Below are 15,481 nucleotides of genomic sequence, written 5' to 3'. Positions count from 1 at the left end.
GCTGATGAACAGGATACTTCAACTCATATGTACTATCACGGCCGCCGGACTTTTCACCGCCTGCGAGAAAGTGATCAATGCGGGCCTGCATCCTGCGGAAAAAAAATATGTGATAGAAGGCATCATCACCAATGAAGATACCTGCCGCGTGCTGCTGTCCACCACCAGCAATTTTACAGACGACAATAATTTCCGCGGCGTCAGCGGCGCGGTGATACAGGTGTCCGACAACGGCGGCGCCCCCGTGACGCTGGCTGAAGTAAGGAAGGGCGTATATGAAAGTTTAAGCCTACACGGCGTTCCCGGTCATACCTATCAGCTGAAAGCGACGATAGACAATCACATTTTTACCGCATCCAGCAAGATGCCCGACCCCGTGAACTTCGACGCGCTGTGGGTAGGCCGTGCGTCCGTTGCCGGGCGCAGCCGCGTGGTGGCGAATGTGGGATACCGCGACCCGCAGGCGCCGGGCAATAGCTATAACTTCGTGCAATACGTGAACGGCGAACAACGGCCGGATATATTTGTGAATAACGACAACCTCTCCAATGGCCGCGACGTGTTTCTTGCCCTGTACTCCCCCGCGGAAATCCGGGAAGAAGATGACCTGAAAGAAGGCGACAGCCTTTATGTGGAGATGCAGTGCATAGATCCGAACGTTTACAAATTCTGGTACAGCCTGAACACGGGCGCCAGCGGCTCCGATGTGCTGGCAACGCCGGCCAACCCGGTGAGTAATGTGACCGGGGGGGCGTTGGGGTATTTCAGCGCGCATACGGTGCAGTACCAGGGGATGAGGGTTGTTATCAATTGATCTACTTGTTCAAATGATGCATGAACATCTCCGGATACCGCGTACCGGAAACCACTCCCGCCGGCATAATAGCTTCAATACTCCGCAAATCCTCCTCCGTCAGCCGCACATGCTCCGATGCAATATTTTCCTCTAAATACTTTATACGCTTCGTACCCGGAATGGTAATAATATCCTCTCCCTGCGCCAACACCCAGGCAATCGCCAGCTGCGACGGCGTACACCCTTTTTCAGCGGCCAGCGCCCTGATCTTTTCCACCAGCTCCAGGTTCCTGTAAAAGTTTTCGCCCTGGAAGCGCGGCATGTGCGCGCGGTTATCCTTTATATCTTCCGGTTTTTGGAACTCCCCGCTCAAAAAACCGCGGCTCAACGGAGAATAAGCCACGAGGCCAATGCCCAGTTCGCGGATGGCTGGCAGCACTTCCGCTTCAATGTCACGGCTCCACAGGGAGTATTCAATTTGCAGCGCCGTAATGGGATGCACCGCGGCGGCCTTGCGGATGCTTGCCGCGGAGGCCTCTGAAAGACCAATGTAACGGATGACGCCTTTTTCAACAAGCTCGGATAATGCGCCGATGGTGTCTTCGATGGGAACGTTGGGATCTACCCGCGCAGGTGTATAAAGATCGATGTAATCCGTTTTGAGCCGCTGAAGACTGAAAAGCACAGCATGACGGATATAATCAGGATGCCCGTTTACACGCGCCATGGTCATTGCTTTATTAGGTCCGGGTGCAACGAACATGCCGGTCTTCACAGAAAGGAAAGCTTTGCCCCGCTTACCTTTGATGGCCTGTGCGATCACCTCTTCGTTGTGGCCTACCCGGTAGAAATCGGCCGTGTCTAAAAAATTATGCCCGAGTTCCAAAGCTCTTTCAATGGTGGCAATAGATTCCTGATCGTCACTTTGCCCATAAACGCCGGACATTCCCATGCATCCCAATCCTATTGCGGATACATCAGGGCCGTTTGTTCCCAGTTTTCTGTTCATCATTTTTTTTGAACAAATATCCCGCGAACATCAGTAAAGGAACCGGACAAAACACATTAGTTCCCTGACAAATCCTGAATGAAGGCGGAAACCGTTTTGCCGGTGGCTTTTTTAAACAGGCGGGAGAAGTATTCGGGATCATTGAAGCCAAGCCCGTAAGCCAGCTCCTTCACCGAAGAACTTTCGGCATAATAAAGGCGCCGTTTGGCTTCCAGTATCAGGCGGTTGGTGATGAACTCCTTGGGCGAAAGCCCGGAATAGTGCTTGACGATGTTGTATAAGCCATTGGTGTTAAGGGAAAGTTTTTCAGCAATATCCTGAACGGTCATGTGATCCGTAAGGTTGTCCTCTACAAAGATTTTAAACCGGGTGTATTTCGAGAGCCTCTCGTCTGCGGGATTTTTGTCCGCCGAGAAATACGCGGCGTTGATCTCCGCCAGCAAGCTGTTGAGGTGCGCAAGAACGAGGTCAGGACTGGTGTTCATATCACTTAGCAATTCGCGGAGTATTTCGAAAACAGACTTAAGTCTTGCCGCGGATGATGCGGAAAATTGAATTTTCTGCCTGTTGAAAGGGTTGATGAGGAAGGGATACTGTTTGGGTAAGAGAGAAAGGCAGTCCTCATCAAAACCGAGCTTGAAATAGTCCGTACCGAGTTTGGTAGATGGCAGCTGGTGGATTTGATGTGGGACGATGAAAAGCAGCTCGTTCCTTTTTATGTCGAACTGCTGAAGATCAACGCCGTGGAGGGTGACGCCCTTCAGCATAAAGATGAAAAAGTAGTGCGGCTTGCGGTGGGCAAGGCCATATTTGTCCGTAATATCTGCCGGAAGATGGCCGAAGGTTGGAGAAACCAGGCGGATGGGGAGTACGCTGTTCTGTTTATAGATGTGGAGGAATGATCCGATGTTCTGCATGAAATAAAATAGTGACAGATCCAAAGTTAAGCCCAAACAGGTACGCAAGCAAAAACAATCGCTTCATGGCAACGCAAGCCCCCCTTTAACATGAAAATAATCCGAAATTCATACCACGGAACGCTTTGCCATTTGTTATTTTATATATTTGACTCACTAACCCGTAACAGTTAGTACCGTTTAACCAAAATCTGTGGGGCAATGCTGGACACAACCGACGAAGCGCTGTGCGGAATGATCAGGGACAGGGATCAGGCGGCTTTCAGCGTATTATATGACAGGTACCGGAACCAGATCTACGGGTACTCCCTGAAGCTGTGCGGCTCGCCGGAAGTGGCGCTGGACACAGTACAGGAAGTTTTCATGAAGATATGGCAACGGCATGAAGCGCTGGACCCCTCCAGACCGCTGAAGGCTTATCTTTTCCGGTCTGCCCGCAACTACGTATTCGATTACCTCCGCAAAGCCGTGCATGACGAAAAATTCCGGAAACGCTTTCTGCAAACCTTCGAAGAAGGCTTTGGCGCCTCCGATCATCAGCTCTATACAAAGCAGCTGGAAGAACTCAGGATGAACGCCATCTCCCGCCTCCCCGCGCAACGTCAGCTGATCTATAAAATGAGCAAAGTAGAAGGGCTCAGCAACCAGGAAATCGCCGACCGCCTCGGCATCTCCGTCAACACCGTCCGGGACCAGCTCGTAAAAGCCTCCCGCTTTGTGCGCGCGTACCTCCACCGCCATGCGGACATCGCCATGCTGCTGGCCGCGTTCAACATCCTCTTACCCGCCTGAAAAAAATATTTTATTCCCCGATCGTCCTCATCCCGTTCCTGACCGTATTACTATAGATCAATCTTATCTGAATCCGATGGAGGAAAAGCAGGATCACATAAAAAAACTGTTTATCAGGCTGGCGGCAGGCACCTGCACACCGGAGGAACGTCGGCAGATCCTCGGGTACCTGCGGCACAACCCCTCGCCGGAAGCGATCCCCTCCGTGGAAGAACTGCAACCGGACGGCAGCTGGCCGGAAATGCCCGCATGGGCCGCCGAAGCTGTGCTAACGTCCATTTTATACCGGTCCGGCGCCATACGGCGGATAAAGCCCTTCTGGAAACGCACCTGGGTAAGGGCCGCGGCGGTGATAGTGCCGGCCATCGCTATCGCTTCGCTGATCGCCCTGCAATACTCCCCCAAAAATGCGCTGCAACATTATGAGAACGGCACCCGAACGGTTCAGACCATCGAGCTGGAAGACGGTACCATCATCAAACTGAACCAGCAGGCCCGCCTGTCCGTCAATTTAAAAAACAGCCGCGAAGTATGGCTGAACGGGGAAGCGTTCTTTACCGTTGAGCAGCAGGCAAGCCGGCCCTTCGTAGTGCATGCGGGCGGCAAGCTCGATGTTACCGTGCTGGGCACTTCCTTCAACGTCAACACAAAGGAAGAAAAAACACAGGTAGTGCTGAATTCAGGCAGTGTAAAAGTAGGCTCGGCCCGGCAAAGCATCATACTCCGGCCGGGTGAGATGGCGGACTACGACGCCGCAACGGGAAAGCTCTCCGCACAGCCGGCGGACACGCTGCGCTACACTTCCTGGAAATACGACCTGATCGCTTTCCGCGAACAATCGCTGAAAACGGTCATGCGGCAACTCGGGGAACAATATGGCTATGAAGCAGTGTTCGACCACACCGGCGCGGAAGATCTGCTCTTTACCGGCTATCTCCCGTCCAACGACCTGCAACAGGCATTAACAACATTGGAACAGGCATTCTCACTTAAAATTCACTTACAAAACAACCAGATTCACGTTAACAAATAGCATCTCGCCAACAACCAAGATAACACTATGAAAAAAATAAGATCTATCCGCTCCAGATTGATCATGGCTATCCTGTTGCTATGCAGTCTGCAGCTATCCGCGACCCAGTCCGGCGCCAGCCCCCGGGCAGTATCGCTTATCACCGTGATCAATGAACTCGAAAGCCGGCTCGATGTTCGTTTCAATTACAACACGGAACTGTTAAAAGGGAAACAGGTAACGATCCCGGATATACGGGAATTCAGGGCCCGGAATATTGAAACGCGGCTCAACAAATACATTTCGCCGCTGGGCCTCGTTTGCCGGAAGATCGCCGGCCGCCTGTACGTTGTGAAAGCAGGGCAGCCTGATACGCACAAGAGCATCCTGGACATTATTGAAGAAGCGCAGCGCGAGCCCGTAAAAGGGGTGGTAAAAGACTCCGCGGGCAACGCACTGCCGGGCGTCAGCGTGCACATAAAAGGCAGCAGCAGGGGAACAACTACGGACATGAACGGCCAGTTCAGGCTGGACCCCGTGAACAACGGCGATGTGCTGGTGTTCAGCCTGCTCGGCTACACCTCGGTGGAACAGGCTTTCACCGGCCAGCAGACCATTGACATCGTGTTGCGCGAATCCGCCATCGCGCTGGACCAGTTCGTGGTAACGGCGCTGGGCATCAGGAGGCAGGAAAAAGCGCTCGGATATGCCGTACAAAAGGTAAAGGGCGATGCGGTGCAAACGGTGAAGGGCGTAGACGTGGCTACATCGCTGACCGGGCAGGCGGCCGGACTGGTGATCAAAAATTCCACCGAGTTCTTTGCGCGGCCCACCATTGAGCTGCGGGGCGAAGGCGCGCTGCTGGTAATAGACGGCGTGCCCTACGGCAATACCAGCTTGCGCGACCTGCCGACAGACGACATCGAAAGCATCGATATCCTGAAGGGACCGACCGCTTCCGCTTTGTACGGCTCCCGGGCCGCGGGCGGCGTGATCCTCGTCACCACCAAAAAAGGCTCCGGCGGCGGCCTCTCCATTTCCATCAACAGCAACACCATGCTGCAAACCGGCTTCCTCGCCATCCCCAAAATACAAAGCTCCTACGCTCGCGGGCAGAATGGAGAGATCGACAACGACTACGTATGGGGCCCGAAGCTGGACATCGGCGAAACCGCCCGGGACTGGAACCCCGTCACCAAACAATTCGAAGATGACAGGCCGCTCAACTCCCTCGGCAAGAACAACCTGAAGAACTTCATGGAAACGGGCCTGATCACCAACAATAATATCAGCGTTGCGCAAAGCGGGCAGTACGGCAGCTTCCGCGCATCACTGAACCATATCTACAACAAAGGCCAGTTCCCCAATGCCAAACTCAACATGTTCAACTTCACCGTAGGCGGGGAACTGAAGGCTACCAACAAATTCACGCTGGAAAGCCACGTAGGCATCAGCCGGAGAACAGCGCCGCAGATCTGGGGTTCGGGTTACGGCAACCAGGGCTACATTTACCAGCTCACCATGTGGACGGGTCCCGAATACGACATCCGCCAGTACCGCGACTACTGGAAAGTGCCGTATCAGACACAAAACTGGATGTACACCAACTGGTACGACAATCCTTACCTGATCGCATACGAAAAACTGAACGGCATCCAGCAAAGCACCATCAACGCCAGTCTTACCGCCAACTACAAATTCACGCCGGAGCTTAGCCTCCTGCTGCGGATAGGCTATGATGTGTATGATAACAAGGAAACGTTCTCCAATCCCACCGCCAACATCTACTCCACCCGCGGAGGCTGGAACGCACGCGGGCTTTACCGGATCGACAAGGATTACGGCTGGAGCACGAACGATGATATCATGCTCAACTACCAGAAAAAAGCAGGTGATTTTACTTTTGACGTGATGGCCGGCGGCACCATCTACCGCTGGGTGGATGAAACCCTTTCCGCCAGCACGAAGAACGGCCTCACCTCCCCCACCTTTTACTCCCTCGCGGGTTCTGTAGAGCCGCCCACCATTTCGCCCGGCTATCAGAGCAGGCAGGTGAACAGCCTGTACGGAAGAGCCGCCATCGGATGGAAGAACGCCGTGTTCATTGACGCTACCGGGCGTAACGACTGGAACTCCTCGCAGCCCGAAGAGAACCGCGCCTACTTCTACCCCTCCATCGGGTCCAGCGTGGTGCTGTCCGAATTCCTGATGCTGCCCGGTTTTGTAGACATGTGGAAGGTCCGCGGCTCCTGGGCCACTTTTAAAACACCGGCGGATGTATATGCCATCAACCGCCTGTACTCGACCTCCACAGCCGCCTGGAATACCCTGAACTCCGCCAGCTACCCTTCCAACCTGCTGGGTGCAAGCCTCCTGCCCAGCTCACAGCGCACCTGGGAGATCGGTACGGCCGCCTATCTCTTCCAGAAACGGGTAAACCTGGATGTGGCCTATTTCAACAAATACTATTATAACCGCCAGATACCCGCCTCCATCTCCAACGCTTCCGGCTTTTCCAGCACGCTGGTGAATACAGACGAAACATACGTCCGCAAAGGGATCGAGATAACGCTCGGCGGCTCTGTGATCAGGAACAGCCGGTTTGAATGGATATCCACGATCAACTTCTCCAACCAGCATCGTTATTATAAAGACCTGGACTCCGTGTACTCCGCCAAAAGCCCCTGGGTGAAAAAAGGCGAGCGCCTGGATAACTATACCGACTACTACTGGCTGCGGGACCCGCAGGGCAACGTGATCCACAATAACGGCTACCCCATGGAAAGCGACTATGTAAAAAAATACGGCTACACGGACCCCGACTTCAGCTTCGGTTTCATCAACACTTTCCTGTTCGGGAATTTTACCATGGGATTGAATATCGACGGGCGCATCGGCGGCCTGATGTACAACTATGTCAACGACAAGATGTTTGATACCGGCACGCATCCGGATACGGACAATAACTGGCGGTATGATGAAGTGGTGAACGGAAAAACGAACTATGTGGGCAATGGCGTGAAAGTAACTTCCGGCAGCGTTACCTACGATAACTTCGGCAACATCACCAGCGACTCCCGCAAATATGCCACGAACGACGTACAGGTTTCTTACCAGGATTATACGCAGAACTTCCGGGCGGGAGATTACGGCGTGCAGAAAAAATCCTTTGTGAAAATTCGTGAAATGTCCCTCGGCTACAGGGTGCCTTCCAGCGTGCTGGGCAAATCCGGCATCAAGAGCGCATCTGTTTCCGTTACCGCGCAGAACCTCTTCCTCTTTACCAAATTCAGGTTCTCTGACCCGGATGTGGACGACGAAAACCTGAACGCTCCCTCCCAGCGAATGGTGGGCATCAATTTCAGGGTAGGATTCTGATCAGCATCATCCATCAAAAAGCAATCACATGAAACGTTCAATGTCCAGATACATCTTCATCATCCTGCCAGCTGTGGTCCTCTGGGCGGGGTGCTCGAAATTCAACGAGATCAATACCAATCCCAACCAGACCACGCAGGTTACTTCCGCCATGCTCGCCACCAATATGATCCTCAACGTTACGAGGAGCAGCATCAGCAACACGAAAGGCTTCATGCAGCCCTACCTGCTGGGCAAATATCTCACCTGGGGAGAAGGCCAGGAAAACCTGCAGTATAACAGGTTCGGGCGGGCCAGCTTCGACCGCATCCTGCTGTTGCGCAATGTTACGCCCATGATCACCGCCGCGCAGGATGAAGGCCAGGCGAAGTCCTACAAAGCGCTGGGGCATTTCATCCGTGCCTGGCAATTCTTCCAGACCACCATGCAGGTGGGCGACATTCCCTATTCCGAAGCCGTGAAAGGCGAATCGGAAGATATCATCCAGCCGCGCTACGATACGCAGAAAGAAGTTTTTCTCGGCATCATCAACGAGCTGGACAGCGCAGACATGCTCTTTGCGCAGGGCACCGATTTCGCGGGCGATCCGATCTTTAACGGGAAAACCGATAACTGGCGGAGGCTTGCCAACGGCTTCCAGCTGCATGTGCTCATGAACCTGTACCGGAAAACAGCAGACACCGACCTGGACGTGATCGGGCGGTTTAAGGAGATCGTAGCCAACCGGCCACTGTTACGCACATACGAAGATAACTTCGCGCTGGCCTACAACGCCACCGCGGGGCAGAACTATCCATGGTCCGACGTACCGGCCGGCTCGGGAAATTCCTTCGTAAAATCCAACTACACCATGCTTTCCGCAACGCTCATCGATCCCATGAAAGCCATGGGCGACCGCCGGCTGTTCTACTACGCCAAGCCCTCTCCCGTTAAAATAGCGAACGGCATGCAGCCGGACGACTGGGACGCCTATCTCGGCGCCGAGCCATCCGATGCATTCCCCGACCTGCAAACCATGCGTGTTTCGAAAGACTATTCAGACCTGAACAACCGCTACGTGAATCTTGTAAACGCGGAACCCGTGAGCGTTTTCAGCTACCAGGAGCAGCAGTTCATACTGGCCGAAGCAACCATCAGGGGCTGGGTAACCGGAACCACCGCGCAGAGTTACTACGCAGCGGGCATTACCAATGCCATGAAGTTCACCGCAACCTATACGCCGGATGTAGCGGATTATCATCACAACATGAAAATAGATGACGCCTACATCGCGCAATACGTCACCAACAACGCGCTCACCGGCAGCATGCAGGACCAGCTGAAGCAGATCATCACGCAAAAATATATCGCGGGCTTTTTGCAGGGGAGCAACTATAACGCCTGGTATGAACAAAGGCGTACCGGGTATCCGGCGTTCGTGCTCAATTCCAGCACCAACCTCAACACCCCCACCACACAATTCCCCCTGCGCTGGCTCTATCCCTCCAATGAGCTGAGCTATAACAACAAGAACCTGGACCAGGCCATCCAGCGGCAGTTCAGCGGCAGCGACAATGTGAATGCGGTGATGTGGATATTGAAGGATTGATAAAGAAAAGGCTGTCTCTTTTATTGTTGAGACAGCCTTTCTTTTTAATCTTTCCTCCGGTATTCCTCCAGGTAATCGCGTGCAGTTCTTTTTACGCTGAACCTTTCCAGCGCATAGTCGTATGCTTTGTCCACCGAAGCACGCATGGCCTCCGGCGCAATGCCCATGATGTGAATGATTTTGTCCGCCATATCCGGGGCGCTTTCTTTCTCGAAAAGAAAACCATACCTCCCGGAATCCAGCACTTCCATGGGGCCTTCAATGGCAGATGCCAACACCGGTACTTTTGCGGCCATCGCCTCTACTATTGTAAGGCCGAAGCCTTCATAAACAGAGGGTTGAACCATTAGGTCGTAACACTGTATATTATTGTACACATACGCACGGTCTTTACAACCGAGAAAGCGCACATGGCTGCTGACGCCAAGTTCTTCTGCCAGCTTTTGCAGGTATGAACAGGAAGGGCCTTCGCCAATGAAGTCGATCTCCACATCATGAATGCCCCTTTCATTCAATATTCTCAATGCCTCAATTGAAACGTGCTGCCCCTTTTTTTTATGCCGCAGGCGGCCAGCTTGCAATATGCGGAAATTGCCGGTGCGGAGCGGTATCACCCGGCGTTCCGCTATTTCATTGAAGTTTACACCGTTTTGTATAACCCTGCAGTGCGTAAATGCATGTGTCTGCACAGAATCCCGCACCGCATAAGAAATAGCAAAACAGCGGTTGTACCGCGTAAGATTTTCAGGTGTGCTGATAGTATCATGCACGGTGAGCATTGCTTTTCTCCGGAGCGAAGGCAGCAGCAGGGCCGCCATGTTCAGGTTATGACAGTGAATGACATCGAATTTACCCCTTAGCAGCGCCGCATTGAACAAAGCCACAGGAACGGGATTCCGGCTCCCCTCCCGCCTGCCGAAAGTCCTGCAGCGAACAGCGCTGTTCAGCCGCCCGACGATCTCCGGGTTAACCTCGTTATTCAAGACAAACAGCGCTACTTCAGCCTGCGACACCTGTTCATTGATAATATCCACCAGCATGTGCTCAGCGCCGCCTGTTTGCAGTGAAAAAATTACATGTGCGATCCTCATGGTCAAATCATTGTTTAGTATGTACAGCCTTTGCCGTATCCGGAATGGTAAAGAACAGGACGAATATGGACAGCAGCTGTGTATTCGTATTCAGCGAATTATTAGTAGCCGCGGCCAGCAGCAGCAGTAAAACAACAACATGCCGTTTAAAGCTGCTCTGTATCGGCATCCGCAGATAAAAAAGCCGGTAGATCATCACACACAACCCCACCGCCAGGATCAGCCCGAATTTCAAGACCCAGAAAATAAAAAAGTTCTCTATGATCTCTACATCCGCATAATAGCTCAGCATATCCATTTCCGCCTGGTCTTTCGCAAAGAAATAATTGCCAAGATTGTCCAGGTCTATGATATCGAAAGCCCGCGCCCTCACTTCCGAGCTGCTGTCGTAAAAAGACGCCTCCACCAGCCTTTCACCGAATGAAGTATAAAGAATGAGATAGACCACCAGCATTATCATCACCGTCAGCATTGTGATGATGAGCGGGCGGCTGATCTTTTTGAAGTACGCCTTGCGGGATGTGAATACCGGCACAATGAACAACAGGACCAGGCTGAGCATGCTGGCATACAGCGCCCCTCTCGCCCCGAAGCACACCATGGCGATCAGCAGCACCGTCATCGTATAAAGCTTGCGCGTCACCGGCAAGGGCACCACAGCGGCATATAAAAAACCTACGAACGTGATAAGCGCGTTATTCAACGGATGACCCAGCAATGCCGTGGAACGGAACTCCTCGCCAAAGGTGGTCACGATCGGAAAGAAGTTCATTGACAACAAACGTTCCGCTATAGCAACATATGCATTGATCATCAGCAGCTGCAGGCACAGCTTCCGGGCAGACCATTTGAACCGCTCGGGGTAATACCGGAAGTTAATGGCCAGCAGCGCCGGGCACACCAGCGTATCCACAATGAAGGAAATAGAAGAAAGGTTCTGTATCAGGTAAAGGTAGAAGACAATGACACCGATAAAAAAGAGCAGCTGGTATTCCGGCTTGTTGTAAGACAGCCCGCGGAGTATCTGCTCCTTATCCCTTACCCGCATCAGGTTCAGCATGCTGATAAACAATAGTACATATGAAAGCGGATGTATCTTGGTGACCGCGCTGGACGCATCTTTGCCCATCGTATACCCCACGGCGCCCAGCAGGCCGATGCCCAGGAAGCATAGCACCGTCACAAAGATCAGCAGGTACCGGTTAGTGATATATGCGGTGTTCCTCATATCAGCATCAGGTATATCGTTATGGCGATCAGGCCCGCAATATTGAGCGCAACTACAGGTTTGCTCAGTTCTATCCTGAAAATTCTTCTTACAAATACCCAGGTGAACACTATTCCCGCCAGGCTCATCAATGCGTTAGACAAAGCAATGCCATGAATGCCGGCCGTACGGGTCAGCAGGAAGCTCAATGCCAGGTGGCCCGCTCCCAGCACGATAGCCAGGTACATGGATACGCGGGTAGTGTGCGAAAACTGAAACACCTGGTCGAAATAATGGATGCGCAGGTTGAAGAGATAAGTAGCCAGCAGCACATAAGGGAACACGCCGGATATTTCAGGCGCCTTGCCGCCAAACAATACCTGGCACAGGAAAGTATTCAGCAGGCAGGCGCAGCACACAAATACCGGCACAGCCGTTAGAATGAGCTGCCCGTTCTGTCTGAACAAAACTTTCGCCTCCGCCTGCCTGCCGCTGTTCAGCCGGCGGATGATCTCCGGATAGGAGGAAATGGTAAGCACGGTGAAAATGGAGCTGACCACCAGGTTCGAGAGGCTGAAAGCGGCGGAATAAATGCCCAGCTCCCTGAACCCCAGCACGTATTCGATCACATACCGGTCTATCCGTGCGAACATGCCGATCGCCACAGAGGCGATGGCGATGGGTATGCCATAGTGCATGATGCCCCGGTACATCCCCGGCTGTTGTTTGCGGAATAATTTTTTGCGGAGCAGCCAAAGCGGGCGCGCGGATATGCCGAGGCACAGGAGCAGCAATGCGAACGCCTGGATGTACAGGATCGCGTCCACACGGATATTTCCCCGCGTCCATATCGCCAGCCCGATCACCGGCAGGTAGTACGCCGCATTGCAGAGGAAAGAAACGAAGGTGTACCGCGCCAGTTTTTCATGGTATATCCGCTGCACGTCCTGTATAAAAGTGGCCACCCCTCTCGCAATGATCCCGAGCATTACAGGAAAGATAAACGTGTGCCTGCTCACCCAGCCCGACCTTTCACCGAAAAGGAACAGCAGCAGCAACACCAGCAGCATCAGGCAGGATACGCCGAAGGTGAATTGTATTCCCACAATAATGGAGCGCTGGCTTCTGTCGAAAAAACGGATCATACCCATCTTGCTCCACCGGTAGAATATCCCGCAGGTGAACTCTATAGTTACCCAGGCCAGTGAAAGCTCTCCATAAGCGTACAGCGACAGCAACCGGGTAAATACCATGATGCTGGCGAGGTTGATGGTGGCCGGGACGCCAAAGGCCAGTATGGCCGGCATCAGCTCCCGCACGCGCATGCCCATTTTCCGGTATCTGCTTGCTATTGCCTCCTCCATGCCGTTATGATCTGCTGTCAGTATAATATCCCTGGTAACCGTATCCATAACCATATCCGCCGCCCTTCCGTTTGATATCGTTCATTAGCAGCGCCATTCTTCCCATCTTCCCTTCCTTGTACAGCGCATTGAGCTGCCGCAGCTGGCTTTTGTGTGTATAGGCATGGCGGACGAGGTACAGAGTGATGTCCGCATACTCGCTCAATAGCTGTGCATCCGTTACCAGGCCCACCGGCGGCGCATCGATAATGATATAATCGAACTGTTTGTGCAGCGCCTGCATCAACCCTGATGTGCGGCTGCTCATGATCATTTCCGAAGGATTGGGCGGTATGGGGCCCGCGCTGATAACGTAGAGGTCCGGATGAATGCCGGAAGGGACAATGATATCTTCCGGCGTTATATCGCCCGATATCACATAGTTGCTAAAACCCAGCTTTCCTTTGACATCCAGTTTTGTCATGATATTGGGCTTGCGGAGGTCCATCTCCATCATCACCACTTTTTTGCCGGACAGCGCCATGACCATGGCGAGGTTCACCGCTACGAACGATTTGCCTTCCCCGCCCATGCTGGAGCTTAGCAGAATGGTCTTCTGGTTGTCCGACTTCAGGTAAAAGGCCAGGTTGGTGCGCAGCGAGCGGAATTCTTCGGATATCTGAGAGCGGGCGCCTTCCTCCACTACCAGGTCTTTCCCCTTCTGATCGTTGTGGCTGATCTCCGCGATCACCGGCAGCGATGTTTCCCTGCTCACATCCTCTTTTTTCCGCACACGGGTGTTGAATATCTCGTTCAGGTATACGGCGCAGGCCGGGATCACCAGTCCCAGCATGAATCCCAGCGCCATTGCCAGCGTTCTTCTCGGGCTTACCGGTTTGACCGCCGCTTTGGGGAAATCGATCACTTTGCAGTTGGACAGGTTAGAGGTTTTGCCGATAGCGGTTTCTTCCCGCTTCTGCAGCAGGAACACATACAGTTCCTGCCTGATCTGCTGCTGCCTGGCGAGGCCAAGGTACATGCGCTCGGTAGCCGGCACTGTTCTTATTTTTGATTCGATCTGACCGATCTTGCCTTCCAGGTCATTGCGGGTGATCTCCAGGTTATGGATCGTGCTGCCGATATTTCCCAGCATATCCTGCCGGAGCGAAGTGATCTGGTTGCTGAGGTTCACCACGGCGGGGTTGTTGGGCGTGGAACCTAGCAGCGCCCTGTCCCGCTGCAGCAACAGCACATTATATCTTTCGAGGAGGCCCTTGAAAACAACATCGTTCAACAGCTCGGCGCTGGGCAATATCCGCAGGCCCTTGTCGTCTTCCAGGTAAGTCCGGATGCGGTCCATAATGCTCAGCTGCGTTTCCACTTTCGCGAGATCGTTCACGTGCTCGCTGGAATTTTCAATAAGCAGCTGCGATTGCGCGGACATATCCGTCAGCTTGTTCACCTGCTTGAATTGCTGGATGCGTTTTTCCACAGCCTCCAGCTCACGGCCTACCAGCAGCAGCCGGTCTTCGATGAAAGCGATCGTACTGTCCGCCACCGTGTTTTTATCCTGTACGTTGCCAGACACATACGCGCTGATCAGCGTACTCAATATCTCTTCACCTTTCTTCTTCACGGGGTATTGAAATCCCAGGTCGATGACCGTTACGAGTTTATTGGTGACTTTTACGTTGAGCCTGCCCAGGTAATTGGCCACCTGCTGATCGAAGGCGGTCACGGTGAACAGGTAGCTTTCCTTTTCATACGGCACCGCCGTATTGCGTGCGATGGAGGCGGTCCCGATGCCCTTCAGGTCAAAGGGTTCATGGTAACGTACGGTCCGGGAAAAATCTTCCGCGCTTACTTCCACACGGCCTTCATCAATGGGCTGCACGCTGAAAGTAGCGGGACTGAAATCCTGCCGGGGCCGGGGTAGCCTCACTTCAAAAGGAGCTTCATACAATTCCGCATCCCGTAAATTACCTTTATGGAAGTAAGTAATATACGCGCAGAGATCTTCCACCACACGCTCCATGAGGGTGCGCGTTTTCAATATTTCCACTTCGTTATCAACGGTGCTTTTGGCGCCCAGCATACCTGAAATGCCTTCCAGCATCGGGTTTTCGCCGGCGAGGCCCGCGCCTTTCTTCTCATCGCTGACCAGCACTTTGGCATTGATCATATACATCGGCGTTGCATAGCGCAGGTACACGAATGCCGCGGCCAGGCCCAGGATACCGCTCAGCACGAACCAGTACCAGTGCGCCTTCAGCCTGTTCACCAGGTTAATGACCTGTTGCTGGTCGTTAACGGTGTTTTCCATATCGGGGTTAGTCCATTCCGTCATA

Annotated in this window: 11 protein-coding genes; 5 read left to right on the top strand and 6 right to left on the bottom strand. The window is 53.2% G+C overall.

Annotated features, from left to right (window positions below):
* Positions 1-4: 4 nt before the first annotated feature.
* Positions 5-814: a DUF4249 domain-containing protein gene (locus tag CCY01nite_RS18825; protein ID WP_186831142.1), complete on the top strand. Its 810-nt coding sequence runs from the start codon at positions 5-7 to the stop codon at positions 812-814.
* A gap of 1 nt (position 815) precedes the next feature.
* On the opposite strand, the gene CCY01nite_RS18820 is transcribed toward CCY01nite_RS18825, so the two are convergent.
* Together CCY01nite_RS18820 and CCY01nite_RS18815 are read right to left on the bottom strand one after the other, a co-directional pair.
* The gene (locus CCY01nite_RS18820) at positions 816-1,808 is read right to left on the bottom strand and encodes an aldo/keto reductase (protein ID WP_146865029.1); all 993 of its coding nucleotides are present in this window, start codon (positions 1,806-1,808) and stop codon (positions 816-818) included.
* A gap of 53 nt (positions 1,809-1,861) precedes the next feature.
* On the bottom strand, positions 1,862-2,722 hold the full coding sequence (locus CCY01nite_RS18815; protein WP_146865027.1) for an AraC family transcriptional regulator: 861 nt from the start codon (positions 2,720-2,722) through the stop codon (positions 1,862-1,864).
* 201 nt (positions 2,723-2,923) lie between these two features.
* Here CCY01nite_RS18815 and CCY01nite_RS18810 point away from each other — a divergent pair, with 201 nt between their 5' ends.
* The 4 genes from CCY01nite_RS18810 to CCY01nite_RS18795 all read left to right on the top strand — a co-directional run bounded on the left by CCY01nite_RS18810 (position 2,924) and on the right by CCY01nite_RS18795 (position 9,492).
* Positions 2,924-3,514, top strand: a complete 591-nt coding sequence (locus tag CCY01nite_RS18810) for an RNA polymerase sigma-70 factor (protein WP_146865025.1) — start codon at positions 2,924-2,926, stop codon at positions 3,512-3,514.
* 76 nt (positions 3,515-3,590) lie between these two features.
* Positions 3,591-4,547 carry a FecR family protein gene (locus CCY01nite_RS18805; RefSeq protein WP_186831141.1) on the top strand — a complete coding sequence of 319 codons (957 nt, stop codon included), beginning with the start codon at positions 3,591-3,593 and terminating at the stop codon, positions 4,545-4,547.
* Between the two features lie 27 nt (positions 4,548-4,574).
* Positions 4,575-7,904: a SusC/RagA family TonB-linked outer membrane protein gene (locus CCY01nite_RS18800; protein WP_146865021.1), complete on the top strand. Its 3,330-nt coding sequence runs from the start codon at positions 4,575-4,577 to the stop codon at positions 7,902-7,904.
* A gap of 28 nt (positions 7,905-7,932) precedes the next feature.
* The gene (locus CCY01nite_RS18795) at positions 7,933-9,492 is read left to right on the top strand and encodes a SusD/RagB family nutrient-binding outer membrane lipoprotein (RefSeq protein ID WP_146865019.1); all 1,560 of its coding nucleotides are present in this window, start codon (positions 7,933-7,935) and stop codon (positions 9,490-9,492) included.
* Positions 9,493-9,536: 44 nt separating this feature from the next.
* Here CCY01nite_RS18795 and CCY01nite_RS18790 read toward each other — a convergent pair whose 3' ends face one another.
* The 4 genes from CCY01nite_RS18790 to CCY01nite_RS18775 are packed head-to-tail and all read right to left on the bottom strand — an operon-like array spanning position 9,537 to position 15,480.
* On the bottom strand, positions 9,537-10,583 hold the full coding sequence (locus CCY01nite_RS18790) for a glycosyltransferase (RefSeq protein ID WP_146865017.1): 1,047 nt from the start codon (positions 10,581-10,583) through the stop codon (positions 9,537-9,539).
* 7 nt (positions 10,584-10,590) lie between these two features.
* Positions 10,591-11,811, bottom strand: coding sequence for a VpsF family polysaccharide biosynthesis protein (locus CCY01nite_RS18785; RefSeq protein WP_146865015.1), 1,221 nt, complete (start codon positions 11,809-11,811; stop codon positions 10,591-10,593).
* Positions 11,808-13,154 carry a lipopolysaccharide biosynthesis protein gene (locus tag CCY01nite_RS18780; RefSeq protein ID WP_186831140.1) on the bottom strand — a complete coding sequence of 449 codons (1,347 nt, stop codon included), beginning with the start codon at positions 13,152-13,154 and terminating at the stop codon, positions 11,808-11,810. Before CCY01nite_RS18780 ends, CCY01nite_RS18785 begins: the two co-directional genes overlap by 4 nt.
* 4 nt (positions 13,155-13,158) lie before the next feature.
* Positions 13,159-15,480: a GumC family protein gene (locus CCY01nite_RS18775; protein ID WP_146865011.1), complete on the bottom strand. Its 2,322-nt coding sequence runs from the start codon at positions 15,478-15,480 to the stop codon at positions 13,159-13,161.
* Position 15,481 lies beyond the last annotated feature (1 nt).

Origin of the sequence: Chitinophaga cymbidii (genome assembly GCF_007992715.1) — a bacterium.
GTDB lineage: Bacteria > Bacteroidota > Bacteroidia > Chitinophagales > Chitinophagaceae > Chitinophaga > Chitinophaga cymbidii.
Note: the sequence above shows the minus strand (reverse complement) of the source record. Positions and strands in the feature narration are given on the sequence as shown.

Bases quoted from the DNA above. Each gene is read 5' to 3' on its own strand.
- CCY01nite_RS18825 (WP_186831142.1), top strand. From the start codon at position 5: ATGAACAGGATACTTCAACTCATATGTACTATCACGGCCGCCGGACTT.
- CCY01nite_RS18820 (WP_146865029.1), bottom strand. From the start codon at position 1,808: ATGATGAACAGAAAACTGGGAACAAACGGCCCTGATGTATCCGCAATA.
- CCY01nite_RS18815 (WP_146865027.1), bottom strand. From the start codon at position 2,722: ATGCAGAACATCGGATCATTCCTCCACATCTATAAACAGAACAGCGTA.
- CCY01nite_RS18810 (WP_146865025.1), top strand. From the start codon at position 2,924: ATGCTGGACACAACCGACGAAGCGCTGTGCGGAATGATCAGGGACAGG.
- CCY01nite_RS18805 (WP_186831141.1), top strand. From the start codon at position 3,591: ATGGAGGAAAAGCAGGATCACATAAAAAAACTGTTTATCAGGCTGGCG.
- CCY01nite_RS18800 (WP_146865021.1), top strand. From the start codon at position 4,575: ATGAAAAAAATAAGATCTATCCGCTCCAGATTGATCATGGCTATCCTG.
- CCY01nite_RS18795 (WP_146865019.1), top strand. From the start codon at position 7,933: ATGAAACGTTCAATGTCCAGATACATCTTCATCATCCTGCCAGCTGTG.
- CCY01nite_RS18790 (WP_146865017.1), bottom strand. From the start codon at position 10,583: ATGAGGATCGCACATGTAATTTTTTCACTGCAAACAGGCGGCGCTGAG.
- CCY01nite_RS18785 (WP_146865015.1), bottom strand. From the start codon at position 11,811: ATGAGGAACACCGCATATATCACTAACCGGTACCTGCTGATCTTTGTG.
- CCY01nite_RS18780 (WP_186831140.1), bottom strand. From the start codon at position 13,154: ATGGAGGAGGCAATAGCAAGCAGATACCGGAAAATGGGCATGCGCGTG.
- CCY01nite_RS18775 (WP_146865011.1), bottom strand. From the start codon at position 15,480: ATGACGGAATGGACTAACCCCGATATGGAAAACACCGTTAACGACCAG.